General features: G+C 58.0%; 20 protein-coding genes and 1 tRNA gene. 14 read left to right on the top strand and 7 right to left on the bottom strand.

Annotation, left to right across the window (positions count from 1 at the left end):
- Nucleotides 1-16: 16 nt before the first annotated feature.
- The 3 genes from AC2CHD_RS02755 to prfB all read left to right on the top strand — a co-directional run bounded on the left by AC2CHD_RS02755 (nt 17) and on the right by prfB (nt 5274).
- Nucleotides 17-1240: an N-acetylmuramoyl-L-alanine amidase gene (locus AC2CHD_RS02755; RefSeq protein ID WP_484552499.1), complete on the top strand. Its 1224-nt coding sequence runs from the start codon at nt 17-19 to the stop codon at nt 1238-1240.
- A 324-nt stretch (nt 1241-1564) separates the two neighbouring features.
- Nucleotides 1565-4021 carry a penicillin-binding protein 1A gene (locus tag AC2CHD_RS02750; RefSeq protein ID WP_484552498.1) on the top strand — a complete coding sequence of 819 codons (2457 nt, stop codon included), beginning with the start codon at nt 1565-1567 and terminating at the stop codon, nt 4019-4021.
- Nucleotides 4022-4142: 121 nt separating this feature from the next.
- A protein-coding gene (gene prfB, locus AC2CHD_RS02745) for a peptide chain release factor 2 (protein WP_229449188.1) occupies nt 4143-5274 on the top strand; the annotation gives its coding sequence in 2 pieces (ribosomal slippage) (nt 4143-4211 and nt 4213-5274; 1131 coding nt in all).
- A gap of 65 nt (nt 5275-5339) precedes the next feature.
- Here the strand turns inward: prfB and AC2CHD_RS02740 are convergent.
- Both AC2CHD_RS02740 and AC2CHD_RS02735 read right to left on the bottom strand, forming a co-directional pair.
- Nucleotides 5340-6638, bottom strand: a complete 1299-nt coding sequence (locus tag AC2CHD_RS02740; RefSeq protein WP_484552497.1) for a M23 family metallopeptidase — start codon at nt 6636-6638, stop codon at nt 5340-5342.
- A 180-nt stretch (nt 6639-6818) separates the two neighbouring features.
- Nucleotides 6819-7298: a peroxiredoxin gene (locus AC2CHD_RS02735; protein WP_484552496.1), complete on the bottom strand. Its 480-nt coding sequence runs from the start codon at nt 7296-7298 to the stop codon at nt 6819-6821.
- Nucleotides 7299-7542: 244 nt separating this feature from the next.
- On the opposite strand from AC2CHD_RS02735, the gene AC2CHD_RS02730 reads away from it, so the two are divergent.
- On the top strand, nt 7543-10764 hold the full coding sequence (locus AC2CHD_RS02730) for a YhdP family protein (RefSeq protein ID WP_484552495.1): 3222 nt from the start codon (nt 7543-7545) through the stop codon (nt 10762-10764).
- A 58-nt stretch (nt 10765-10822) separates the two neighbouring features.
- On the opposite strand, the gene tyrS is transcribed toward AC2CHD_RS02730, so the two are convergent.
- Together tyrS and AC2CHD_RS02720 are read right to left on the bottom strand one after the other, a co-directional pair.
- The gene (gene tyrS, locus AC2CHD_RS02725; protein WP_484552494.1) at nt 10823-12076 is read right to left on the bottom strand and encodes a tyrosine--tRNA ligase; all 1254 of its coding nucleotides are present in this window, start codon (nt 12074-12076) and stop codon (nt 10823-10825) included.
- A gap of 64 nt (nt 12077-12140) precedes the next feature.
- Entirely contained in the window at nt 12141-12815 is a 675-nt protein-coding gene (locus AC2CHD_RS02720) for an alpha/beta hydrolase (RefSeq protein ID WP_223004011.1), read from the bottom strand.
- A gap of 261 nt (nt 12816-13076) precedes the next feature.
- On the opposite strand from AC2CHD_RS02720, the gene AC2CHD_RS02715 reads away from it, so the two are divergent.
- From AC2CHD_RS02715 to AC2CHD_RS02675, 9 genes are all read left to right on the top strand, one after another.
- Complete coding sequence (locus AC2CHD_RS02715; protein ID WP_484552493.1) at nt 13077-14240, top strand: cysteine desulfurase family protein; 1164 nt, start codon at nt 13077-13079, stop codon at nt 14238-14240.
- Between the two features lie 181 nt (nt 14241-14421).
- Nucleotides 14422-15945 carry a Fe-S cluster assembly protein SufB gene (sufB, locus tag AC2CHD_RS02710; RefSeq protein ID WP_484552492.1) on the top strand — a complete coding sequence of 508 codons (1524 nt, stop codon included), beginning with the start codon at nt 14422-14424 and terminating at the stop codon, nt 15943-15945.
- Entirely contained in the window at nt 15942-16424 is a 483-nt protein-coding gene (locus AC2CHD_RS02705) for a hypothetical protein (RefSeq protein WP_484552491.1), read from the top strand. Before sufB ends, AC2CHD_RS02705 begins: the two co-directional genes overlap by 4 nt.
- 46 nt (nt 16425-16470) lie before the next feature.
- Nucleotides 16471-17226: a Fe-S cluster assembly ATPase SufC gene (gene sufC / locus AC2CHD_RS02700; RefSeq protein WP_484552490.1), complete on the top strand. Its 756-nt coding sequence runs from the start codon at nt 16471-16473 to the stop codon at nt 17224-17226.
- Nucleotides 17227-17235: 9 nt separating this feature from the next.
- The gene (gene sufD, locus AC2CHD_RS02695) at nt 17236-18507 is read left to right on the top strand and encodes a Fe-S cluster assembly protein SufD (protein ID WP_484552489.1); all 1272 of its coding nucleotides are present in this window, start codon (nt 17236-17238) and stop codon (nt 18505-18507) included.
- Nucleotides 18508-18666: 159 nt separating this feature from the next.
- Nucleotides 18667-19908, top strand: a complete 1242-nt coding sequence (locus tag AC2CHD_RS02690; protein ID WP_484552488.1) for a cysteine desulfurase — start codon at nt 18667-18669, stop codon at nt 19906-19908.
- Nucleotides 19909-19913: 5 nt separating this feature from the next.
- Nucleotides 19914-20312, top strand: a complete 399-nt coding sequence (locus tag AC2CHD_RS02685; protein ID WP_229449198.1) for an SUF system Fe-S cluster assembly protein — start codon at nt 19914-19916, stop codon at nt 20310-20312.
- A gap of 89 nt (nt 20313-20401) precedes the next feature.
- Nucleotides 20402-20782 carry a Fe-S cluster assembly scaffold SufA gene (sufA, locus tag AC2CHD_RS02680; RefSeq protein WP_229449199.1) on the top strand — a complete coding sequence of 127 codons (381 nt, stop codon included), beginning with the start codon at nt 20402-20404 and terminating at the stop codon, nt 20780-20782.
- A gap of 10 nt (nt 20783-20792) precedes the next feature.
- Nucleotides 20793-21119 (top strand): TfoX/Sxy family protein, encoded by a 327-nt coding sequence (locus AC2CHD_RS02675; RefSeq protein WP_484552487.1) that lies wholly within the window; start codon nt 20793-20795, stop codon nt 21117-21119.
- Nucleotides 21120-21193: 74 nt separating this feature from the next.
- Here AC2CHD_RS02675 and AC2CHD_RS02670 read toward each other — a convergent pair whose 3' ends face one another.
- Nucleotides 21194-22600, bottom strand: a complete 1407-nt coding sequence (locus AC2CHD_RS02670; protein WP_484553193.1) for a DEAD/DEAH box helicase — start codon at nt 22598-22600, stop codon at nt 21194-21196.
- 164 nt (nt 22601-22764) lie between these two features.
- Nucleotides 22765-23538 carry an NAD kinase gene (locus AC2CHD_RS02665; protein ID WP_229449201.1) on the bottom strand — a complete coding sequence of 258 codons (774 nt, stop codon included), beginning with the start codon at nt 23536-23538 and terminating at the stop codon, nt 22765-22767.
- Nucleotides 23539-23699: 161 nt separating this feature from the next.
- Here AC2CHD_RS02665 and AC2CHD_RS02660 point away from each other — a divergent pair.
- Nucleotides 23700-23775 (top strand) — tRNA-Thr (locus AC2CHD_RS02660).
- A 54-nt stretch (nt 23776-23829) separates the two neighbouring features.
- On the opposite strand, the gene AC2CHD_RS02655 is transcribed toward AC2CHD_RS02660, so the two are convergent.
- On the bottom strand, nt 23830-24243 hold the full coding sequence (locus AC2CHD_RS02655) for a DUF4440 domain-containing protein (RefSeq protein WP_484552486.1): 414 nt from the start codon (nt 24241-24243) through the stop codon (nt 23830-23832).
- Between the last annotated feature and the right edge of the window lie 74 nt (nt 24244-24317).

Here is a 24317-nt window from a genome sequence, read left to right as displayed (position 1 = left end):
AATCGGTCTCGATTCGATGGAAATTCGCACAAGGCATCGCAAAGAGGCAGTTTTGCACAGACCGACACTATTCATTTGGGCTCTTTTCGCGGCGATCACTCTTGCTTTCAACAATGCCGTTGGTGGTGAGCCGATCTTCAAGGCGCACGACTACAAGATGGCTGGCGATGCGCAGTACACGCGCATCGTTGTTCATTTCGATCAGGAGCCTGAATTCCGGTGGTTTCTCTTGCGCGATCCCAGCCGTTTGGTTGTTGATCTTCCGCCGACGGAATTTTCGTTCGATCCGTTGGAATTGCGCGCTCGCGGTCTGGTCGAATCTGTCCAGTACGGTGCGGTTGACGCGTCTCGCGCGCGACTGCTCTTCCGGGCGGTGGGTCCGTTCTCTGTCGAAAAAGCCGAGGTGATGAAGAATGAAACCTCAGAAGGATTTCGTCTGATCATTGAGATGCGTGCCAGCTCAGCGGAAGATTTCGATGCAGCGCTTCGTGCGAGCATGTTGCAGCCCCAATCGGTGGAGCCAGCGGAGGGCGCCACACCGGTGCAAGATCGCTTTACCGTTGCGCTGGATCCAGGACATGGCGGTGCGGATGGCGGCGCCCGCGGCATCAACGGGACGATCGAAAAGCAGATCACCTTGCTGTTTGCGCTTGAGCTCGCCCGGAAACTGGAGGAAACGGGGCGTTACCGGGTCGTCCTGACGCGTGAAGATGACCGGTTTCTGCGTCTCGACGAACGGGTCCGGATCGCGCGCGAGAAAGGTGCAGATCTGTTTGTCTCGGTTCACGCCGACGCCATCGCTATCCGCAGTGTGCGGGGCGCAACTGTGTACACGGTTTCAGACAAGGCATCGGATGCCGAGGCGGCGGCGACAGCGGCCCGGGAAAACCTTTCGGACGAGATTGCCGGCAAGGTGCCCGAAGAGGAGCAAGATGAAGTTGAGGATATTCTTGTTGATCTTATCCGGCGCGAGACACATGCGTTCTCCATCCGCTTTGCCCGCACCCTCATCGGCAAATTGTCTGATACGGTTCAATTGGTGAAGAATCCTCATCGCTACGCGGGTTTCCGGGTTCTTCGTGCGCCTGATATACCCTCAGTGCTTCTGGAACTCGGCTATTTGTCGAACCCGGAAGATGAAGCCCAACTTCGGGATCCGAAGTGGCGTGCTGAGACGATGGATGCGATTGTCGAAGCTGTGGGCTACTTTGCGAAGGCCAATGGCGCTGCGGGCGGATGATTAAAAGACGTTGCAAGACTGCAACGCTTGAAATGATTAACGTTGTCAGCGGTTCTGCCGTTTATGCCGCCGCATTTTGCCCACAAGGCTGAGGCAGTAAGAACCCATGCAGGATTTTCCGGAAACACCTGGTGCTCCGGGCGGAAGATCATGACAAAAAGTGGTATATAGAATCGCTGTCAGCGAAGAGGGCGGAGTGTGTCGCAGCGACACGGCAGGACTTCGTCGCTGGTCTTCGTGATGCGGTTGGAATTTGAAAGACAGCTCTGGCGGTTTTGACTTTTTGCAGCAAAAGGCCACGCCGGAGTATGAATTGGAGCGGGCATGGTACGTCTCATCGGGTATTTCTTTGGCGTTGGCATCGTGCTGGCGTTGCTGGTGGCAGCGGGCATCGCGCTATATGTCGGCGATCTTACGAAAGATCTTCCCGACTATGAGGTGCTGGCGAAATATGAGCCGCCGGTGACCACCCGTGTTCATGCCGCTGACGGCGCGTTGATGGCTGAATTCGCGCGCGAGCGTAGATTGTACCTTCCCATCCAGGCAGTACCTGATCGGGTCAAGGCCGCGTTTCTCTCTGCCGAAGACAAGAACTTTTACAAGCACCCGGGCGTTGACGTGACAGGCCTTGTGCGTGCTGTGATCACCAATATCCAGAATTTTGGTTCTGGCCGCCGCCCCGTCGGAGCATCGACGATCACACAGCAGGTAGCAAAGAACTTCCTGTTGACGTCCGATCAGACTATGCAGCGCAAGATCAAGGAGATGGTGCTCTCCTTCCGTATCGAGCAGGCTTATTCCAAGGACCGTATTCTTGAGCTCTACCTGAACGAGATCTTTTTCGGCCTTGGCTCCTATGGCATTGCCGGAGCGGCGCTGACCTATTTTGACAAATCCGTCAATGAACTGACGCTCGCCGAAGCGGCTTACCTCGCGGCGCTTCCGAAAGGTCCCTCCAATTATCACCCTTTCCGGTACACGGAGCGCGCCATTGAGCGCCGCAATTGGGTGATCGATCAAATGGTCGAGAACGGCTATGCGACTTCAGAGGAGGGCGAAAAAGCCAAGGCGACCGGGTTGAACGTTTCTCCGCGCCGACGCGGGACCTATCTCTTTGCGGGCGAGTACTTCACAGAAGAGGTTCGTCGCGACATCATCTCACGCTATGGCGAGGACGCGCTGTATGAGGGTGGCCTGTCCGTTCGCACGACACTCGATCCGAAACTGCAGCTCTACGCCCGTAAGGCGTTGCAGAATGGTCTGATCCGCTACGATACGCTGCGCGGATACCGCGGGCCTGTTGCGCAGATCGACGTTTCGGGAGACTGGGGTGTGCCGCTCGGTGAAATTGACGAGCTGAGCGATGTGCCGGAATGGAAGCTCGCTGTCGTTCTTGGAACCGAAGATGAGAAAATTTCCATAGGTATCAAGCCTGAGCGCACAGTCTCCGGCGCTCTTTCGGAAGACAGGGAAACAGGTACAATCGCGCTTGAGGACATGAAATGGGCCATGCGGCATGTCGTCGACGGCGAACGTCTCAAGGCCAACAAGCAATCGGACGTTCTGAAGCCGGGCGATGTGATTTTCGTCGAGAAGAAGCCGGATACCGAGCGCGCTTGGCAATTGCGTCAGGTGCCGGAAATTGAAGGGGCGCTGGTGGCCATGGATCCCCATACGGGACGTGTTCTGGCCATGGTTGGCGGCTTTTCCTATGCCGATTCCCAGTTCAATCGGGCAACACAAGCCTATCGTCAGCCGGGTTCCGCCTTTAAGCCCATCGTATACGCCGCAGCATTGGACAATGGCTACACGCCGGCTTCAGTCGTGCTTGACGCACCGATCTCGATCCAGGTCGGCAATGAGGTCTGGGAGCCAAAGAATTATGGCGGAAAGTCCGCCGGTCCCTCCACGCTGCGTGCTGGTATCGAGCGGTCGCGCAATCTCATGACCGTGCGCTTGGCCAAGGACATGGGCATGCAGCTGGTGGCCGATTATGCAGAGCATTTCGGCATTTATGACAAGATGCTTCCGGTGCTGGCCATGTCCCTTGGCTCCGGTGAAACGACGGTCATGCGCATGGTGTCGGCTTATGCGGTGATGGCAAATGGCGGCAAGCAGATCGTTCCGTCGCTGATTGACCGTATTCAGGACCGCTACGGAAAAACCGTCTACAAACATGACCGCCGTGAATGCGTCGGGTGTGTCGCAAGCGAATGGAAAGGGCAGGAGGAGCCGGAGATCATCAATGATCGCGATCAGGTTCTCGATCCCATGACCGCTTATCAGATTACCTCAATGATGCAGGGCGTGGTGTCGCGGGGCACCGCGGTCACGGTTTCCGAGCTTGGCCGCCCGATTGCCGGTAAGACAGGGACGACGAATGACGAGAAAGACGCGTGGTTCGTCGGCTATACACCCGACCTGGTCGTTGGCGTGTTCATGGGCTATGACACGCCACGCCCGATGGGGCGTGGCTCCACTGGCGGTGGCCTTGCGGCTCCGATCTTCAAGGAGTTCATGGCGAATGCGCTGAAGGATATGCGCCCCGTCGATTTTCAGGTTCCCGAAGGCATGAACATCATTCCCATCGATCGCAAGACGGGAATGCGCGCCCAGGCCGGGCAACCCGGTGTTATCATGGAAGCCTTCAAACCGGGGACGGGGCCCGCCGACAGCTATTGGGTTATCGGTATGGAGGACCTTGAAGGAGCAGGTACCCCTCGGGTCATTTCTCCGCAGGCCAATCGTGCTGTGAACTCGGGCGCTGGCGGGCTCTACTGATATTGTTGCCTGAGAGTGCGCGTGTCCGCTTTACACAAGCGGGCACGCTCCATATGGTCCGACACGATTCAGGACGCCGTTTCTGAAAAAAAATCCAAACAAACCGAGGTGTTAATCTGCAATGCGCGCAGAAACCGAAAATCTTGTCGACGAAATCAAGCAGGCCATAAGCCTGCTGAGGAGGCATCTTTGACTGGGATGAGGCGGTAAAAAGGCTCGATTATCTCAATTCTCGCGCTGAAGAGGCCGATCTGTGGAACGATCCGCAAGAGGCCCAGAAGCTTATGCGCGAGCGTCAAATGCTCGAAGAAAACATCACCAGTGTTCGCAGCCTTTCGCAGGCGCTCGAGGACAATGTCGGTTTGATTGAACTTGGCGAGGAAGAGGGCGACACTTCCGTGGTTTCGGAAGCCGAAGCTGCTCTCAAGGCGCTCAAAGAAGAGATCGCCGCCCGTCAGGTCGAAACCTTGCTCTCCGGAGAGGCTGACAGCAACGACACTTATCTGGAGATTCATGCCGGTGCCGGAGGCACCGAAAGCCAGGATTGGGCGCAAATGCTGCTGCGGATGTACACGCGATGGGCAGAGCGCCGCGGCATGAAAGTCGACGTGATGGAGGTCCATGACGGCGAAGAGGCTGGCATCAAATCTGCGACACTGTTGATCAAGGGGCGAAACGCCTATGGGTGGCTGAAGACGGAGTCGGGCGTGCATCGCCTTGTTCGTATTTCTCCCTATGACAGCAATGCGCGGCGGCACACCTCTTTCGCCAGTGCCTGGGTCTATCCGGTTATCGATGATACGATCGAGATTGATATTCCCGACTCCGAGGTTCGCATCGACACATATCGGGCTTCGGGAGCGGGTGGTCAGCACGTCAACACGACCGACTCGGCTGTTCGCATAACGCATATCCCGAGTGGCATTGTGGTTCAGTGCCAAAAGGAACGGTCACAGCACAAAAACCGCGCTACTGCCTGGGACATGTTGCGGGCTCGCCTCTATGAAGAAGAGCTCAAAAAGCGTGAAGACGCTGCCAGCGCGACCGAAGCCTCAAAGACGGATATTGGCTGGGGCCATCAGATTCGCTCCTATGTCCTGCAGCCATATCAGTTGGTGAAAGACCTGCGCACCGGCGTGGAAAGCACAAGCCCTCAAGATGTGCTCGACGGCAAACTGGATGCTTTCATGGAAGCGGCCTTGTCGCAGCGTGTTCATGGCAGCGATGGCGCGGAGGTCGAGGACCTGGCATAGTTGCCCGTTTACCTCGGCGCGGCATTTCTTGCGGGCGGACGCATGGCGTTCGCCCGTATCTATTTTCAGGATTCGCTTTTGAGATATTTGGCGATCTTGCGCCCCGCACTAATAAAGCGGGAGGGGTTTATGGCTGCACCGGATCTGCGAACTTCGTAATGGAGATGTGGTCCCGTGGAGCGGCCACTGGAACCGACTTTTCCCACCGTGGTTCCCACATCCACCTTGTCACCAGTCTTTACCAGGATCTTGCTCATATGCGCATAGCGGGTCGTCAGGCCGTTTCCGTGATCAATCTCCACCATGCGTCCATATCCGCCGTTCCATCCTGCTTTGATGACAGTGCCTGCACCGGTGGCATGAATGGACGCGCCGCGTTTGGCTCGGAAGTCGATGCCCGAATGGTGTGCAAGGCGGCCGAGAAAGGGATCTTTCCGCGCGCCGAAACGGCTCGAGATCTGTGCTCCCGGGGCAGGGCTTGCCAGCGGTAGACGCCTTGCCTTGGCCTTGACCTCATTGAGATGGGACAGCGCTTCATCCAGTTCGCGCACCTGATCCTCAAAGACCAGAGCAGATGTGGATGCCAGAAGGGGACCTCCGACATTCTGTTCTCTATGGTCGCTGGCGATTGTCAGCCCCACATCTTCTAACGAACCAGCTATGGCATCAGCCGTCTGGTAGGCATCGTCGGCAAGCAATCTCACACTGTCAATCTGTTCGGTTTCGATAGTCTCCAGCGCGCGATTGAGCTTTACGAAAAGGTAGTCGGCTTTATCGGCAGCCGACAATTTCTCACTTTTCTGCGAGGTCCTTGAGCGGAGTGGCCAGGGGACCGAGCCAGTATGGGAGGGGGCAAACGAAGCGACCGCGATGCTGCCGGTGGCGGTCGGGTCGAGTAGCGGTTTGTTCTCGGCCTTGATCTTGGGCCTTGGCTCTGGCACAGGCGGGTTGGCGGGCAACAATTCGGCCCCCGCGCGGTTGAGCACAGGGTCAAGCCGGCTTTGTCGTTTGGTCAACTGATCCTGCCGTGCGAGCAGCTCACCGACCTTCTCTTGCATGAATTGTTGATCAAGAAGTTGCCGGCTGGTTACGCGATCCAGTTGTGCGCGAAGCGCAGAAATTCGATCTTCGTATGCCTGCTGGAGCCGTGCCTGCCGGGCAACGGTGGCGCCGATGAGATCATCCCGGAACACCAGATACGAGGTGGCAAGGAGATAGCCTATCGCCAGCGCGGCCACAGCCGAACCAGCCATGGCGGCGATCCATGGCCGCACTGTGAAATGCCGGATCGTATCACCCCGCGCGATAATAATCGTATGGGGTTCCTTACGTTTGCCGAAAACCGCAGATTGCTGTGGGCGCATCGAAAATCGTACTTATATTGAGCAGACCTTGTTCGATGCCGATTACACTTGATTAGGGTTAACAAAGTTTTTCGTGCCGTGGTTGAGCGGCATTAAAAAACACAAGAGCTGGTGCAGTCTCTTCTCTGGTGAAATACAGGTTGGGGATGCAGCTGCAAACCAATTGGCAAGGAGAGCCTATCAGCGGCCCGATTCCAGCGCTTTTGTGGCCTCTAGCACTGACTGGGCGTGGCCCGGCACCTTTACTTTGCGCCAACACTCGGCAATGCGGCCCTCACGGTCGATCAAGTAGGTGGAGCGCTCGACACCCATATATTTTCGCCCATACATGCTTTTCTCGACCCAAACGCCGTATGCTTGAAGTGTCTCCTTCTCCTGGTCGGAAACAAGAGACACTGTCAACGCGTGTTTGCTTTTGAACTTGTCGTGGCTTTTGGGACTGTCTGGGGACATGCCGAGAAGCACCGTGTCCAGGACGTCGAATTCGGGTTTGAGCGCTGTAAAGTCGATTGCTTCTGCAGTGCAGCCGCTGGTGTCGTTTTTCGGGTAAAAGAAGAGAACGACGTTTTTCCCGCGGAAGTCCGACAATCTGATTTCGCCGCCACCATCTGCGGGCAATGCAAAATCCGGTGCTTCGCTTCCTTTGACGGGTCCTGTCATTTTCTTTCCCCTGTTTGTGGATAGGCGGTGGAAGGGAGAGATATAATCAAGTCGATGGATTCGTCCATGGCTGCGCGTGTCGACGGGAACGGTTTTGGATCAGCAAGGTGCTTCACATAGAAAGGTCAGGTTCAAGCGCGGCGAGATTGCGGCTCTCGAGACTTACCCCTCCACCCATAAGAGGGCGCGCCGGGTTCTCCGGCGTTCTGTCTTCTGGCGCTGGCTAAGGCGTGGCGTCGCCGGATTGGCATTCGCGGTTGCGCTCCTCGTTGCGCTTGGTCTGGTCCTCCAAGTGGTGGGGACGGGAACCATCGGTCAGGAGCGGCTGCGGTCGGCGGCGCAGCGGGCGCTGACCTCCCTTGCTGGTTATGACGTCGAGACCACGATGGGGGCCTTGAGGTTGGTCCCCAGCGACCGCAGTCTGATCGCTCTTGAGATACGCGATGTGCATCTGACGAAGGTCGAAACCGGCGAAACCCTGATCAATGCCGACACGCTCCGGTTTGGTTTCAGGATGTTGCCCCTGCTCACAGGGCAGATCAAGGTAGGAAGCGCCGAGATTTCCGGTGCGCGCATTCAGCTTGCCGCATTGTCATCACGATCTGAAGAAGTGGCCGCCGTCGCGCGCTGGAGAAAGCCTGTCGATCCGAGCCTGGTTGAGAAAGATGTTTTTGACGGTCTCAGGCGTGTTTATGCACTGACCGAACGTATGGGAACGCGATATCTGCGTCTGCGCGATGTGGAGGTCGTCCTGGATGAGGCCTCCAAGCGGAGCATGGCCATCGACATCAATGCTTCCATGGCGCCTTCAGGAAAGTTCGATTTCAAGAGCAATGTCTCACTCGACGACCATGGTTTTGAAATTGTTGGAACTGCCTTACGCCCCATGCGAGAGGGGCCGATCCAGTCGCTGGATGTGGAAATTTCGGCTCCGAAGCCGTCGCTCCTGGAAACCGCGCGCGCTGTTTCCGGGCGCGATGAACGAACACTCGGCCTTCTTGGGGCGGTCCGCCTATCGCTGAGTGGCAGCGAAAGCAAAATCGGTAATGGCCGGCTGAAACTCGAACTGGCTCTGGAAAACGCCCCCTTTGATCTTGGAGAAGATGGGGTTTTGTCCGCGACGGGCCGTATCCGCGCCGAGGTCGGGGATGATGAGGGCATGATCGTTATCAACCAAGCGAACATGGTTGTCGGTCGCTCTGCGTTCAATTTTACAGGGCGGATTGTCCCTGTCCAAAACACCGGAACCGGGAATGCGGTCTATCGCTTTGATCTCGCCAGCAGCAAATCCACAATCGCACCGATTGATTCTCCTGAGGCTGCCGTTCCCTTCGTTGCAGGCGTTTCTGGACGGATAGACACAGCAAGTGGACGCATCGTCGGAGATACGATCCGCATTGCCACCGCATCCGGTGTGATCACGGCGAGCGCTGCGGTCACCCTCAGGTCTGGAAAGACGCCAGGGCTTTCGCTCGCCGTCTATACCGAAGGTATGCCGACCCATGAGGTGAAGCAGTTCTGGCCGTGGTTTGCTGCCTCAGGCGCGCGCGAGTGGGTTCTTGGGAACCTGTTCGGCGGGCGGGTCGCCGAAGGCAATCTTCGCCTGCGTGTGCCGCCGGGGCGTTTTGGCAATGGAAAACCGCTGAACAATGAAGAAGTCAGTGGAGCCTTCACGGTTGCTGATGCGCGGTTCGACATCGCTGGGCGGATACCGCCGGTGCGGGACGCCGTCGGACGCATCGCATTTCAGGGTTCAGATATCGATATTGCCATCGAAGCGGGCACGGTCTTCATGCCGAGTGGGCGGAAAGTGGCTGCCAGCAAGGGATCGCTCACGGTGCGCAATGCCCATGTAAAGCCACGCATCGGCAAACTTGAGATAGACGTGGCAGGTAAGGCTCCGGCCATTGTCGAACTGGCTTCATATGAACCTATCGACGTGTCCGACAAGATCGACATTTCGCCTCAGGATGTGACTGGTGATGTGACCGGACATGTGACCGCCGACATCCCCTTGAGCGATGGGATACCGCGCGAGGATCTCGGTTGGCAGGCGACTTTGGAATACAAGGATCTTTCGATCGCCAAGCCCTTTGATGGGCAGATGGTTGCGGATGCCAACGGAGTGCTGATCGTTGAGCCGGGCAGGGCGGACATATCCGCTTCGGCGACCCTGAATGGTGTGCCGGCACGTCTGGACCTCGTTGAACCTTTCGGAGAGTCCGAGCTGAAGCGTTCACGCAGGATCGAACTGACGCTCGACGACAAGCTGCGCAACAAAGTGGTGCCTGGCCTGGATGGCATCCTGTCTGGTCCCATGACGGTGGACTATTCTGAACTCGCCGATGGGCGCAAGGCGCTCTCGGTAAAACTCGACCGCACCCGCCTGACGCTTCCCTGGATTAACTGGAGCAAGGGGGCCGGAATCCCGGCTAAGGCGTCTTTCGTTCTCCTGGAGACACCATCGTCGATGGAGCTGACCGACTTTCGACTAACGGGCGAGACATTTTCAGCCGAAGGGCGCATCACCATTGCCGACGGCGAGCTCTCCGGCGCACGTTTCGTCAAGGCCAGACTGAACCGGGGGGACGATTTTTCTGTCTCTATCGACCGGTCAGGCAGGAACTACAAGGTAACTGTCAGCGGTGCGTCGTTGGACGGGCGCGCGATGATCAAGCATTATCTCGCAACCGGGCAGGGCAGCGCCGATAACGGAGGTGGTGCGGGGGCGAATGCCGGCGTCACACTTGACGCGAAACTTGCCCGCGTGACCGGGTTCGGCGGTGCGGTTCTGAGGGATGTTGCCCTCAATTACGCGTCTGCCGCGCAAGGCGCGGGCCGCCTCGAAATCTCTGCGACGACGGCCTCGGGCGGAAAGGTGACTGTGACGCGTGGCCCAAGCGGTATCGCGGCCAATTCATCGGATGCCGGCACGGTGATGCGCTTCGTCGATTTCTACGAGAACATGGAAGGCGGGCGGATGGCCTTGTCGCTGAGCGAAGGGAAAGGCGGTGTATTGAGCGGGCGCGTATCAGCTGAGAATTTTTTCATCGTTGACGAACCGCGCCTGCGTTCGCTGGTGTCCGCAACCGAAAGCGCTGGCGAGGTAGATGCCAACAGAATCAGCTTCGAACGTGGCTATGCAACAGTGCTCAAGGGCCCCCGCCGCCTGGAGCTCAGAGATGGTGTTCTGCGCGGGCCATTGATAGGCACGACCTTTCAGGGAACCCTTTTTGACGCGAATGACAATATCGCGATTACCGGTACCTTCATGCCGCTTTATGGTCTGAACCGCATCTTTGGTGAAATCCCGGTGTTCGGCGAAATCCTTGGAAACGGGCGCGATCGCGGGCTGATTGGAATTACCTATCGGCTTTATGGCAAGCTCGCCGAGCCTCAGATGGAGGTGAACCCCATCTCGGCCATCGCCCCAGGTATCTTCCGGCAGATATTCGAGTTTCGATAAAAAAAAGTGCGCCCGGACGGGGCGCACCTTAGATGTCTTGGCGTTGAATTCCCTCGGTTTAGACCGGGCGCAGGAGCACGTGCTTTTTCTTCCCGAGGGACAGCTTCACCACGCCCTCATCGGTGATGTTTTCGATGGTGACCTCCTGCCTGTCATCGCTCACAGGCTGGTCGTTCAGACGAAGAGCTCCACCCTTCACATGACGGCGGGCTTCGCCATTGGAACCGGCCAATCCTGCGGTCACAAAAAGCGAGAGAACACCAATTCCGTCCTCGAGCGCGGAGCGCTTCACTTCTATGGTGGGAAGCGTTTGCGCCAGAGACCCTTCTTCGAACGTCTTGCGTGCGGTCTCTGCTGCTTCTTCGGCAGCAGCGCGGCCATGAAGCATGGCAGTCACTTCAGTAGCAAGGATCTTCTTTGCCTCGTTCAGCTCCGCTCCCTGCAGCGCCCCAAGTCGCGCAATCTCGTCCATGGGCATGGTCGTGTACAGCTTCAGGAAGCGCTCGACATCCGCATCCTCTGTGTTGCGCCAGTATTGCCAGAAATCGTAGGCGCCGAGCATATCGGGGTTGAGCCACACAGCGCCGTCGGCGCTCTTGCCCATTTTCGCGCCAGACGCGGTGGTCAGGAGAGGTGAGGTGACGGCGTAGAGTTGTGGCGTGCCCATGCGGTGGCCGAGATCGATGCCGTTGACGATGTTGCCCCACTGATCGGAGCCGCCCATCTGCAGACGACAGCCAAGCCGCTTGTTCAGCTCCACATAGTCATATGCCTGGAGGATCATGTAGTTGAACTCCAGGAACGATAGCGACTGTTCGCGATCGAGGCGCAGTTTCACCGAATCGAATGACAGCATTCGATTGACCGAGAAATGGCGGCCCACATCGCGCAGAAACTCAACATAGTTGATGCCCAGTAGCCAGTCTGCGTTGTTGACCATCAACGCATCCTGCGGTCCCTCGCCGAAGGTGAGGTAGTTGGAGAAAACCTTTTTGATTCCGGAGATGTTCTCGGTAATCGTCTCGGGTGTCATCAGCTTGCGCGCCTCGTCTTTAAAGGACGGGTCGCCGATCATACCGGTGCCGCCCCCCATCAACGCGATCGGGCGGTGGCCGGTCTTCTGCAGCCAGTGCAGCATCATGATCTGGATCAGGCTGCCCACGTGCAAGCTGGGCGCGGTCGGATCGAAGCCGATATAGGCTGTGACCGTCTCATTCCGGAACAGTTCATCGAGACCAGCATCGTCGGAGGTCTGGTGAATGAACCCGCGCTCGCTGAGCGTGCGCAGGAAATCGGATTTGAAGGCGGTCATGGTCTTTCAGGCTCTTTGATTTCGGTGGATGCGGCGACACCAGGGCCCGCATCCCTGCAATAGATTATTTCAGGCGTTTGGGGCGAGGTTCGGAAAGTTCACCGCGCAGTCGGCGATCAAGATAATCCGAGCACTCGCCAATCAGCTCGTCGACGTGATCCGTATAGAAGTGGTTCACACCGGGCATGGTCTTCTGGGTAATGGTGATACCCTTCTGAGATTGGAGTTTGTCAACCAAGCCCTGAACGTCGGCGGGTGGGGCAACCTTGTCGGCGTCGCCGTGAATGATCAAACCCGAGGACGGGCAGGGTGCAAGGAACGAGAAATCGTAGAGATTGGGCTGCGGCGAGATGGACATGAAGCCTTCGATCTCGGGTCGGCGCATCAGAAGCTGCATGCCGATCCAGGCACCGAAGGAGTAGCCCGCGATCCAGCAGTTCTTCGAATCGGGATGCAGCGACTGGACCCAGTCGAGTGCTGCGGCCGCGTCGGAGAGTTCTCCGGTACCGTGATCGAACGCGCCCTGGCTGCGGCCGATGCCGCGGAAATTGAAACGCAGCGTGGTGAAACCCCGGCTTTGGAACATGTAGAAAAGATCGTAGACGATCTTGTTGTTCATGGTGCCGCCGAAATGCGGGTGTGGATGCAGGATGAGCGCGATCGGAGCGTTCTTTTCCTTCGACGGCTGATATCGTCCTTCCAGACGTCCGGCAGGCCCGGCAAAAATGACCTCAGGCATGAGTACTCCACATTGGGCATCGCTGCATTTCAGGTTCAACGGGGATCGAAGTCCCTTAACCCTTGACGCGACGCCGACGCCTCCATAGAAGCTAGTTTAGAATTGTTCAAAATTGATGGCGCGCGAGCAACCATCATATCGGCAAGCCGGGTAAATAGGACGGCTCGCCCTGAAAATTCAAGGAAATTACGTCAAGCTAGGCAAGTTTGGCCTGAATGACGTGAAGCAGACAGAGGATTCGCGGAGAAAAGCGGAAGATCAATGTCGGCAACGCGAGCATATCTCGATTTCAATGCCAGTGCACCGCTTGTCGAAAGGGCAAGGGTGGCGATGCTTGACGCGCTGTCCATGCCGGGAAATCCGTCATCCGTTCATGCTGAGGGCCGGGAAGCCAGGCGCGTCCTGGAAGAGGCCCGCAAGCACGTGTCTCGTCTTGTGGGTGGCCGTGCGGAGCATGTTGTTTTTACCTCCGGTGCAACCGAGGCGGCAGCGATGCTTCTTACTCCCAACTGGACAATGGGGCGCGCGGCACTCCAATTCTCCACGCTTTATGTGAGCGCCGCTGATCATCCCTGCGTCTTGAAGGGTGGGCGGTTTCCTCGAAATAAAATCAATATCATACCGGTTCAATCTGATGGACTGATCGATCTGGGCGCGTTAAAGGCGCTGTTGGCCGCGCACGATCGGGATGCAGGCCTGCCATTGGTTGCCGTCCATGCGGTGAACAATGAAACGGGCGTCATTCAGCCGATTGAGGAAATCGGACGTTTGGCCAAGTCACATGGCGCAACCACGATTTTTGACGCCGTCCAGGCTGCAGGCCGTATTCCGTTGGATATTTCAGCGGGTTACGCTGACTATTTTATATTGTCGTCGCACAAGATCGGCGGACCCAAGGGAGCTGGGGCGGTGGTCGGCAACGCCGACCTGATGATGCCGCGGGCGCTGATCGGTGGCGGTGGTCAGGAGAAAGGTCATCGGGCCGGCACCGAGAATCTCGCTGCCATCGCCGGTTTTGGTGCCGCCGCTGCAGAAGCCCTCAAAAATCTGGAACGCGTCGATCTTGTGGCAAAGCTGCGCGACCGCTTTGAAACCGCCATTCTAAAGCATATTCCGGATGCCGTGATTCACGGACTTGGTGTGAACCGTGTTGCGAATACGTGTTTCTTTTCCATTCCGGCCATGAAAGCTGAAACCGCGCAGATTGCCTTTGATCTGGGTGGTGTGGCGCTTTCTGCGGGGTCTGCTTGTTCATCCGGTAGGGTTGGACCGAGCCATGTCCTTGAAGCTATGGGCCTCGGTAACGAAGCCAGTGCCCTGAGGGTCTCCATTGGACATGAGACCACTGAAGCGGATTTGGCCTTGTTTGAGAGTGTTTTGGTGAATATCGCCAGGCGGAGGAAGGGCTCTGCGAAGGCCGCTTGAAGCGGCAAAAGGGAAAAACGAGGGTAAAGCGCATTAAAATGGAAAAAAAGACACATATTTAATATGTGACCAGATGAAACCTTTGCTCTGACGCACTACATGAAGTCTGCCGAAAGGCGACCACGGTGTGCTCAATTTGAAGACGGCCGGGCCTTGACCCCGGCATGGATGGAGAACGCATATGCCTGCCGTGCAGGAAACGATTGATCAGGTCCGCATGATCGATGTGGAGCAGTACAAGTATGGTTTTGAAACGCTTATCGAAAGCGATCTGGCGCCCAAGGGCCTGAACGAAGACATCATCCGCTTCATTTCAGCCAAGAAGGATGAGCCGGAATGGATGACGGAATGGCGTTTGAACGCCTACAAGCGCTGGCAGGCCATGGAAGAGCCAAGCTGGGCGCGCGTCAGCTACCCCAAGATCGACTTTCAGGATCTGCATTACTACGCAGCGCCGAAGAACCAGACCGGCCCGAAGTCGCTGGACGAAGTCGATCCGGAATTGCTCAAGACTTACGAAAAGCTTGGTATACCCCTGAGAGAACAGGAGATTCTTGCCGGCGTTCGCAAGCAGGGCGAGCCGAGTGAGCTGGACGAGAACCCGAGCGACAATGTCTACAGCTCTGGCCGTGTGGCGGTTGATGCGGTGTTCGATTCCGTATCGGTCGTGACCACCTTCAAGGAAGAGCTTGCCAAGGCCGGTGTCATCTTCTGTTCCATCTCCGAGGCGATCCGGGAACATCCCGAACTGGTCCAGAAATATCTGGGATCGGTCGTGCCGGTGTCGGACAACTATTATGCTGCGCTCAATTCCGCCGTCTTCACGGATGGCTCCTTCGTCTATGTGCCGAAGGGCGTGCGTTGCCCGATGGAATTATCCACGTATTTCCGCATCAACGAGCGCAACACCGGCCAGTTCGAGCGCACGCTGATCATCGCGGAAGAGGGCGCCTATGTGTCCTATCTGGAAGGCTGCACCGCGCCGCAGCGCGACGAGAACCAGCTCCACGCCGCCGTGGTCGAGCTGATCGCGCTCGACGATGCGGAGATCAAGTACTCCACGGTCCAGAATTGGTATCCGGGCGATTCCGAGGGCAAGGGCGGCATCTACAATTTTGTCACCAAGCGCGGCGATTGCCGGGGCAACAATTCCAAGATCTCCTGGACCCAGGTGGAGACCGGTTCGGCGATCACCTGGAAGTATCCGTCCTGCATCCTGCGTGGCGACAACAGCCGCGGCGAGTTCTACTCGATTGCTGTTTCCAACGGCCATCAGCAGATCGATTCCGGCACCAAGATGCTGCATCTGGGCAAGAACACGTCGAGCCGCATCATCTCCAAGGGCATTTCTGCCGGCAAGTCGCAGAACACCTATCGCGGACAGGTTTCGGCGCACCGCAAGGCGGCCAACGCCCGAAACTTTACCCAGTGCGACAGTCTGCTGATCGGCAATGAATGCGGCGCGCACACCGTGCCCTATATCGAAGCGAAGAACGCCACCGCGCAGTTCGAGCACGAGGCGACCACGTCGAAGATTTCCGAGGATCAGCTGTTCTACGTCATGCAGCGCGGCATTCCCGAGGAAGAGGCGATCGCGCTCATCGTCAACGGCTTCGTGAAGGACGTCATCCAGGAACTGCCTATGGAGTTCGCCGTCGAGGCGCAGAAACTCATCGGTATTTCGCTTGAAGGTTCAGTCGGTTGAGGAAGGTCATCGGGATCGTCATCGCTGCTTGTGCTATCGCGGTGGTCGTTGCAGCCGCGATGGTGTATTTCGGCGGTGATCGCCAGGAGACATATTACACCGAGACCTTCCTGGATGGATTTGGCGAACTGAGTGACGGGGAACGGCCGGCTCGTGCCAATGCGGATCTGTTCGGATTGCTTTCCGAGCTATGGCCGGGTTCCTCGCTTGCAGAAAGCGCGCCCCTGTCCACGCAGGTTCAGGATTATCTCAAAGAGGAAGGGGGACCTTCCGCTTCGATATTCATCCAGAAGACAGTGGGGGGAGCTCTGGTGGAAATGGTGGCGGACGGATTCGCTGATGACTCTGTGGCAGGAAGTCGCTTTCGCGCAGTCCTTGTAGAGGAAGACGGGCTGTGGCGCGTGGAGCGGATGGGTGTGCAGCAAAGGTGCTATCGCAGTCTTATGCCTGACCGCTGGACCACGAGCAGATGCCCCTGACCTGATAAAGAACGCTAGTAAACGAGAAGATTGATCGGACGACCCAATGCTTGAAATCAAAAACCTGCACGCCCGCATCGCCGAGGACGGCACCGAGATTATCCGTGGCCTCAACCTGTCTGTAAAGGCCGGCGAAGTGGCCGCGATCATGGGGCCGAACGGCTCCGGCAAGTCCACGCTGTCCTACATCCTGGCCGGCCGTGACGACTATGAGGTGACCGAGGGCGAGATCCTTTACAATGGCGAGTCCATTCTGGAAATGGATCCGGCAGAGCGTGCCGCCGCCGGCATTTTCCTTGCCTTCCAGTACCCGCTGGAGATTCCGGGCGTTGCCACGATGGAGTTCCTCAAGACCGCCATTAACGCGCAGCGCAAGGCGCGTGGCGAGGAGGAGCTGAAGATCCCCGAGATGCTGAAGCGCGTGCGTACCGCAGCCGACGAGCTCGACATGAGCATGGACATGCTCAAGCGTCCGCTCAATGTCGGTTTCTCGGGCGGTGAGAAGAAGCGGGCCGAAATCCTGCAGATGAAGCTTCTGGAGCCAAAACTCTGCGTTCTGGACGAGACCGATTCCGGCCTCGACATCGATGCGCTGAAGATCGTCGCCGATGGCGTGAACGCCCTGCGTTCGCCGGATCGTGCCGTGCTGGTGATTACCCACTACCAGCGTCTTCTCGACTACATCGTTCCCGACACGGTTCACGTTCTCTACCGCGGCCAGGTGATCAAGTCTGGCGACAAGGATCTGGCGCTTGAGCTGGAGAAGAACGGTTACGCCGGCGTCATCGACGCAGCCGCTTGAGGTGACGAGATGAACCTTCATGCTCAAAACACGCTGACGGAGGCCGAGACGGCGCTGGTCAACGGCTATTCCAGCCGTTTTTCCGACCTGCCCGGCGATGCCGATGTCACCGTCCGTCGCGATGAGGCGCTCGAGCTTCTCAAGCAGGGCCTGCCCACGCGCCGCGTCGAAGCCTGGCATTACACCGACCTGCGCCGGCTTCTCTCCGTCGTTCCGGATTTCAAGCCGGTCGCCAATGCCGAGGCCGTTGCGCCGCTGATCGAAAACGCGCTCGTCCTGCCTGTGCTGAACGGCACTGCGCATGGCCGCGAGGCAGGACCCGAAGGGCTCACGGTCGCCACGCTCGCCGACAAGCTGCAGGAAGGCGCGCTGCCTGCCGAATGGCTGACGGCTTCCGACCGGTTCGACGCTGTCGGCGCGATCAATGCAGCCTTCGTTTCGGATGGCTACTGGCTCGACATTGCCGAAGGTGCGGAGCTTGACCGCCCGATCGAGCTTCAGAATATCCATGCGGGCGGCCAGGTGCATGGCCGCTTCGTGGTCAATGCGGGAGCCGGCGCAAAGGCGACCATTATTGAGCGCCAGACCGGTGCCGGCGATGCGCTTGCATCGTCCGTCACGCATCTGGACGTGGCCGATGGCGCGCATGTGTTCTGGATTCTGCTCCAGGAGCAGCCGGATGATGCGGCCTATCTCGGCCAGTTCACGGCCTCGCTGGGCAGGGACTCGACCCTCACGCTCTTCATCCTGAACAGCGGCGGCAAGCTGGTTCGCCAGGAAGTGAAGGTTGAAGCGCGGGGCGAGGGTTCCGAGTTCAAGCTTCGCGGCGTGAATCTGCTCGGCGGCGAGACCCATTGCGACGTGACCATGGTGCTCGATCACCTGGCGCCCGACACGGTTTCGACCGAGACCTTCCGCAATGTGGTCACCGGCAAGGCCAATGGCGTGTTTCAGGGTCAGATCCGCGTTGCGAAGATCGCCCAGAAGACCGACGCCAAGATGGCCTGCAATACGCTGTTGCTGTCCGATGAAGGCGGGTTCTCCTCCAAGCCCGAACTCGAGATCTTTGCCGATGATGTGGCCTGCGGCCATGGCGCGACAGTGACCGATATCGAAGAAGATCACCTTTTTTACCTCATGGCGCGTGGCATCGACGAGAAGACCGCACGCGGTCTGCTGGTCAAGGCGTTCGTGGCCGAGGTTATCGAGGAACTCGAGGATGAAACCGTGATCGAGGCGCTGGAGGCCAGGCTGGTCGACTGGTTCGCCGAGCACGGTTAGAGCGCCGTGTGTCCATTCGGACGTACAAAGGTCGCTCTATCCTATTGGAGCTTCGCATCGTGCTTTCCGAAAATCGATTTGGATTTTCGGGCCGATGCGATAATCCCAAACCACTCACGCCCGCCTTTCTGAGCGAGGGGCGGGCACGCGGGGTTCGAAATGGACCATAAGGTCGACACTATGCGTTATGACGTTGAAGCCGTTCGTCGGGATTTTCCGATCCTGGCGCGAGAGGTTTACGGCAAGCCGCTCGTCTATCTCGACAATGGCGCGTCGGCGCAGAAACCGCAGGCGGTGATCGATGCGATCACGCACGCCTACAGCAATGAATATGCCAATGTTCATCGCGGCCTGCATTTCCTCTCGAACGCCGCCACGGATGCCTATGAAAAGGCGCGTGAAACGGTCCGGCGCTTCCTGAATGCGGAAAGCACCGATCAGATCATCTTCACCAAGTCGGCCACCGAGGCGATCAACACCGTCGCCTATGGCCATGCGATGCTGAATATCGGCGAGGGCGATGAAATCGCTCTGTCGATCATGGAGCATCATTCAAACATCGTGCCCTGGCATTTCCTGCGCGAGCGCCACGGTGCCAAGCTCGCCTGGATCCCGGTCGATGAGCAGGGCGTGCTCACGGTCGAGGCGTTCGAGAAGACGCTCACCGACCGTACAAAGCTCGTCGCCATTACGCATATGTCGAATGTGCTTGGCACCGTCACGCCGCTCAAGGAGATCATTCGGATCGCCCATGAGCGCGGGATTCCGGTTCTGGTCGATGGCAGCCAGGGCGCTGTCCATCTGCCGGTCGACGTACAGGCGCTCGACTGCGATTTCTATGTCTGCACCGGGCACAAGCTCTACGGTCCTTCGGGCATTGGCGTGCTCTACGGCAAGAAGGAGCGCCTTGCCGCCATGCGGCCCTTCCAGGGCGGCGGCGAGATGATCGAGGACGTGACGCTCGACAATGTCACCTACAACGTTCCACCGCACCGTTTCGAGGCCGGGACGCCTCCCATCGTGCAGGCGATCGGGCTTGGCGCGGCGCTGGAGTACATCGAAGGCATTGGCCGCGAGGCGATTGCGGCTTATGAGGGCGATCTGGCTCGATATGCGCATGAGCAGCTTGGGAAGATCAATTCGCTGCGTATCTTCGGCACCGCTCCCGACAAGGGCGCCATCGTCTCGTTTGAGATCGAGGGCATTCACGCGCACGACGTGTCAATGGTGATCGACCGGGCTGGAGTGGCCGTTCGGGCAGGAACTCACTGCGCGCAGCCACTCTTGAAACATTTCGGCGTGACCTCCACATGCCGTGCATCGTTTGGCATGTACAACACACGCGAGGAGGTAGACGCCCTCGCTGAAGCGCTGGAGAAAGCGCGGCGTTTTTTCGGGTGAGCAAGATGACTGATACACCGCAGGACACGGAGCAGACGGCTGAGGCCGTGGCTCAACAGGAAACCGAAGCCAAGACGTCTTCCATTCCGCAGGAAGAGCTTGCGCGTCTGACGGACGACATCGTCAGTGCGTTGAAAACGGTCTACGATCCGGAAATTCCCGCCGACATCTATGAGCTCGGCCTGATCTACAAGGTCGACATCGAGGATGACCGCTCTGTGAAGATCGACATGACCCTGACCGCTCCTGGCTGCCCCGTGGCCGGCGAAATGCCGGGCTGGGTGCAGAACGCTGTCAGCACCGTCGAAGGCGTCAGCGACGTTGAAGTGACAATGGTCTTCGATCCGCCATGGACACCCGATCGCATGTCCGAGGAAGCCCAGTTCGCCGTTGGCTGGTACTGAGGTCTGCACTTGCAACACTGGGCGTTCTTGCCCATCTTCACAAGAGAACCTTTCCGCGAGCCTTTCACTCGCCGTGAACGGAGAATTTGATGAGCCGATTTCAAGTGATGACCATGACCGACGCGGCTGCCAGCCGGGTGCGCGAGATCGTTGCCGCCCGCGAAGGTGCCATGGGGGTGCGTGTGGGGATAAAAAAGGGCGGCTGTGCGGGCATGGAATACACAGTCGATCTTGTCACTGAGGCTGATCCGAAGGACGACCATGTGGAACACGAGGGCGCGCATGTCTATGTGGCGCCGGAAGCCGCTCTTTTTCTGCTTGGCACCGAGCTTGACTTCGAAGTAACCAAGCTGCGCACGGGCTTCACCTTCAACAATCCCAACCAGACATCGGCTTGCGGTTGCGGAGAATCCATTGAGCTGAAGCCAGCGGATCTAAAGGCGCTCGCCGAAGCGCGCGGCACTGCCTGACCGTCTGGCCGTGGACGACGACGCCATACGCGATCTGTTTGCGGGCCTCGGGCCGATCTCCATTCGACGTATGTTCGGTGGCAAGGGCATTTACCACCAGGGCGTTGTCTTTGCTTTGCAGGTTGATGGGGAGATATTGCTGAAGGCGGACGCTCGGAGCGCCCCGGCGTTTCAGGCAGTTGGCTGCAGACAATGGATGCCGGCTGGCCGAAAAGGGCGAGGGCCGGTTGCTATGCCTTACTGGTCCATCCCTGAAAGTGCGATCGATGATGCTGAGGAAATGACGCTCTGGGCACGCCGTGCATATGAGGCGGGCGTGCGAAGCACAAAAAAATAGGCTTTTGCATAACAAGAAGCCGCTGCGGATGTACTCCGGCAGCGGCTTGGTTGAGTGCGTCACCCTGTGTCGTGTCAGGTTTTTACCGCAATCTTCATGAAAGCAGGCACATCCTCGCCGAAACCGACCGTGGCTTCATCTTCACGCTGCTGATGGCGGCGCTGCTCTTTTGGCTGCTCCGCTTTGTCCTGCTTTGCCTTGCGATCGGCATTCTCGGATTTGATATCGTTTTTTCGCGTTTTCTTGCCGGAGGACGGCTTTTCCTCCGTCGCCGCAGCGGCTTTCCCGCCGCGCTTTGCACCACGGCCGCGCTTGGTCTCGTTGTCCGTGCTCTCATCCGCTTGCAGCGTGGATAGGTCACCGTCTAGCCATTCCACATCCTGGCCGATCAGCTTTTCGATGGAATCCATGTACTTGCGATCCGCCTTGGTGATCAGCGTGAACGCGGCACCCTTGCGGCCTGCACGACCGGTACGGCCGATCCTGTGCACATAGTCATCAGCATGGGTGGGAATATCGAAATTGAACACGTGGCTGACATCGGGAATGTCGAGACCGCGGGCGGCGACGTCCGATGCGACCAGCAATTTAAGATTGCCCTTGCGGAAGTTCTCCAGCATCGTCATCCGCGCGCGCTGGTCCATGTCTCCGTGGAGCGCGCCAGCGTCATATTCGTGACGGACGAGAGAGCGGAACAGTGTCGCCACTTCGCTCTTGCGGTTGCAGAAGATGATGGCGTTCTTCAACGTGTCGCCCTGTGCGTCGATCAGCGAACGCAAACGCTCGCGCTTCTCCCAGGGCTTGGCACCGCTCTTTACAAAACGCTGGGTAATGTTCGTTGCCGTGGTCGCCGGCCGGGAGACCTCCACACGGACAGGCGCCTGCAGAAACTGCTCGGTAAGCTTGGTGATCTCCGGCGGCATGGTAGCCGAGAAAAACAAGGTCTGCCGTGTAAAGGGGATGAGTTTGCAGATACGCTCAATGTCCGGGATGAAACCCATATCGAGCATGCGGTCCGCCTCGTCGATCACGAGAATCTCTACACCGGTCAGGAGAAGCTTTCCGCGCTCGAAATGATCAAGCAGGCGCCCCGGTGTCGCGATCAACACATCGGCGCCGCGCTCCAGCTTCTTTTCCTGCTCGTCAAACGAAACGCCACCGATCAAAAGCGCGATGTTGAGGCGGTGGTTCTTGCCGTATTTGACAAAGTTCTCCTCGACCTGCGCTGCGAGCTCGCGTGTGGGCTCCAGAATAAGCGTCCGCGGCATGCGCGCCCTTGCGCGACCGCGCTCAAGGCGCGTTAGCATGGGCAGGACGAAAGAGGCGGTCTTTCCCGTGCCTGTCTGGGCAATGCCCAGCACGTCCTTGCCGTTCAAAGCATGCGGTATGGCGCCTGCCTGGATCGGTGTGGGCTGCGTGTAGCCCGCATCGGCCACGGCGGAAAGGACCTTTTGGGACAGGCCCAGATCGGAAAATGTCAACGCTTCCTGAGCGGTGTCTTGTTCTTCTGCTGGCACGTTTCGGCTGTCTTTGTGTTTGCGGCGTAATGCCGCCTTGTGAGGTCTTGGAGACCCGAATCCCTCGAGGGCGTACGGCCTGACGCGTTCGATGTCAACAGATCACTTGCCGTAAAGTCAGCTATTGTTCAGTAACGAAACTGCTCCGAAAGGATGCGTTCGTTCCAGGAATGGCTTTCGTCGAAGAGGACCGTGACGGTTTCGTCGTGCGATTCGCGAACCACAACTGAAACGACGGATTTAATTTCCGTGTGGTCTGCAACCGCATTCACCGGCCGCTTTTCCGGCTCGAGAATATCAAACCGCACAGTCGCCTGATTGGAGAGCAAGGCACCTCGCCAGCGGCGTGGACGAAACGGACTGACCGGAGTAAGTGCAAGAAGCGGTGCGTCCAGCGGAAGAATTGGTCCGTGGGCGGACAGATTATAGGCCGTGGAGCCGGCAGGCGTGGCCACCATCACACCATCGCAAATCAGCTCTTCAAGGCGGACCTTGTCATCAATGGCAATACGGACCTTTGCCGCCTGGTAGGACTGGCGCAGAAGCGAGACCTCGTTAACCGCAAGCGCCCTGACCTTGTTACCATCGGCATCGATGGCTTCCATCTGGAGAGGCCGCACGGTTTCGGGAATCGCTGCGGCCACACGCTCGCGCAAGCCTTCCTCACGGTACTCGTTCATCAGAAAACCGATCGAGCCGCGGTTCATGCCGTAGATGCGCTTTCCTGCTCCCATCGTTTCGCGAAGTGTATGGAGCATGAACCCATCACCGCCGAGCGCCACGATAACGTCGGCATCCTCCGGACGTTCCTGACCGTAGAGGGCGGACAATCGTTTCGCCGCTTCCTGAGCATTTTCGGTGTCGGCGGAAACAAAGGCGAGGGCCATCGGTTGTTGAGTCATGGCAATCAGACTGCCTTGGATTAAGCGGCGGGTTGCTATCGGTTAGCACGCGGAGGTTGGCCTGCAAAGGCAATCGGACTGGCATTCATGTGGGGATCGTATATGGTCGATGCCAGTTTTGATTTTACTCTCGCGCACTTTGTGCTAACGGAGCGCCGGATGCCCTTGTAGCTCAGTTGGTAGAGCACCTGATTTGTAATCAGGGGGTCGGCGGTTCGAGTCCGTCCGGGGGCACCAACTTCTCCTTGTATGTGCCTCTCCGTCCAGACGCGGCGCTGGAAGAAAAAACGCTCAGAAATCGTCGCAGCTTTCCGCAATCTGGGTCTGATCGCTTTCCTCGATTTTTGCTTCCCCGATCACAAAGCGTTCCTTCGTGAGAACGGAATTGTTCGGAAAATCATAGCAGACAGTCACGATTGTTTCGGCATCGCTCTCTTTATCGACGCGATAGCGGATATTGGTGCCGTTGCCCGTGGCTTCCTCCCAGGTGTCCATCGTCTCGAGAAATTCTGCTTTTGTCTGTTCAATTCCGATGTCGTTGAGAATGATCCGCGCATCATCGGACAACAGGTCTGAGAGCGCCTGCCGGTCGGCGGTGCGCAAAGCATCGAACCATTGCGCAAGCACCTTGTCCTCCTCGGCGAGGGAGTGGGAAACAGTCAAAGCCATAGCGGCAATGATCAACTGTATGCGGTGCAGCCTCATTGGAAACCCCAATCGCGTGCGGTTGTGTTCTGTCGACGCCGGCATTCTATCGGCATTGGAGCGAAACGGAAATC

The organism is Nitratireductor sp. ATLC21, assembly GCF_057196525.1.
The sequence above is the reverse complement of the archived record's forward strand: the minus strand, read 5'-3'. Positions and strand labels throughout refer to the sequence as shown.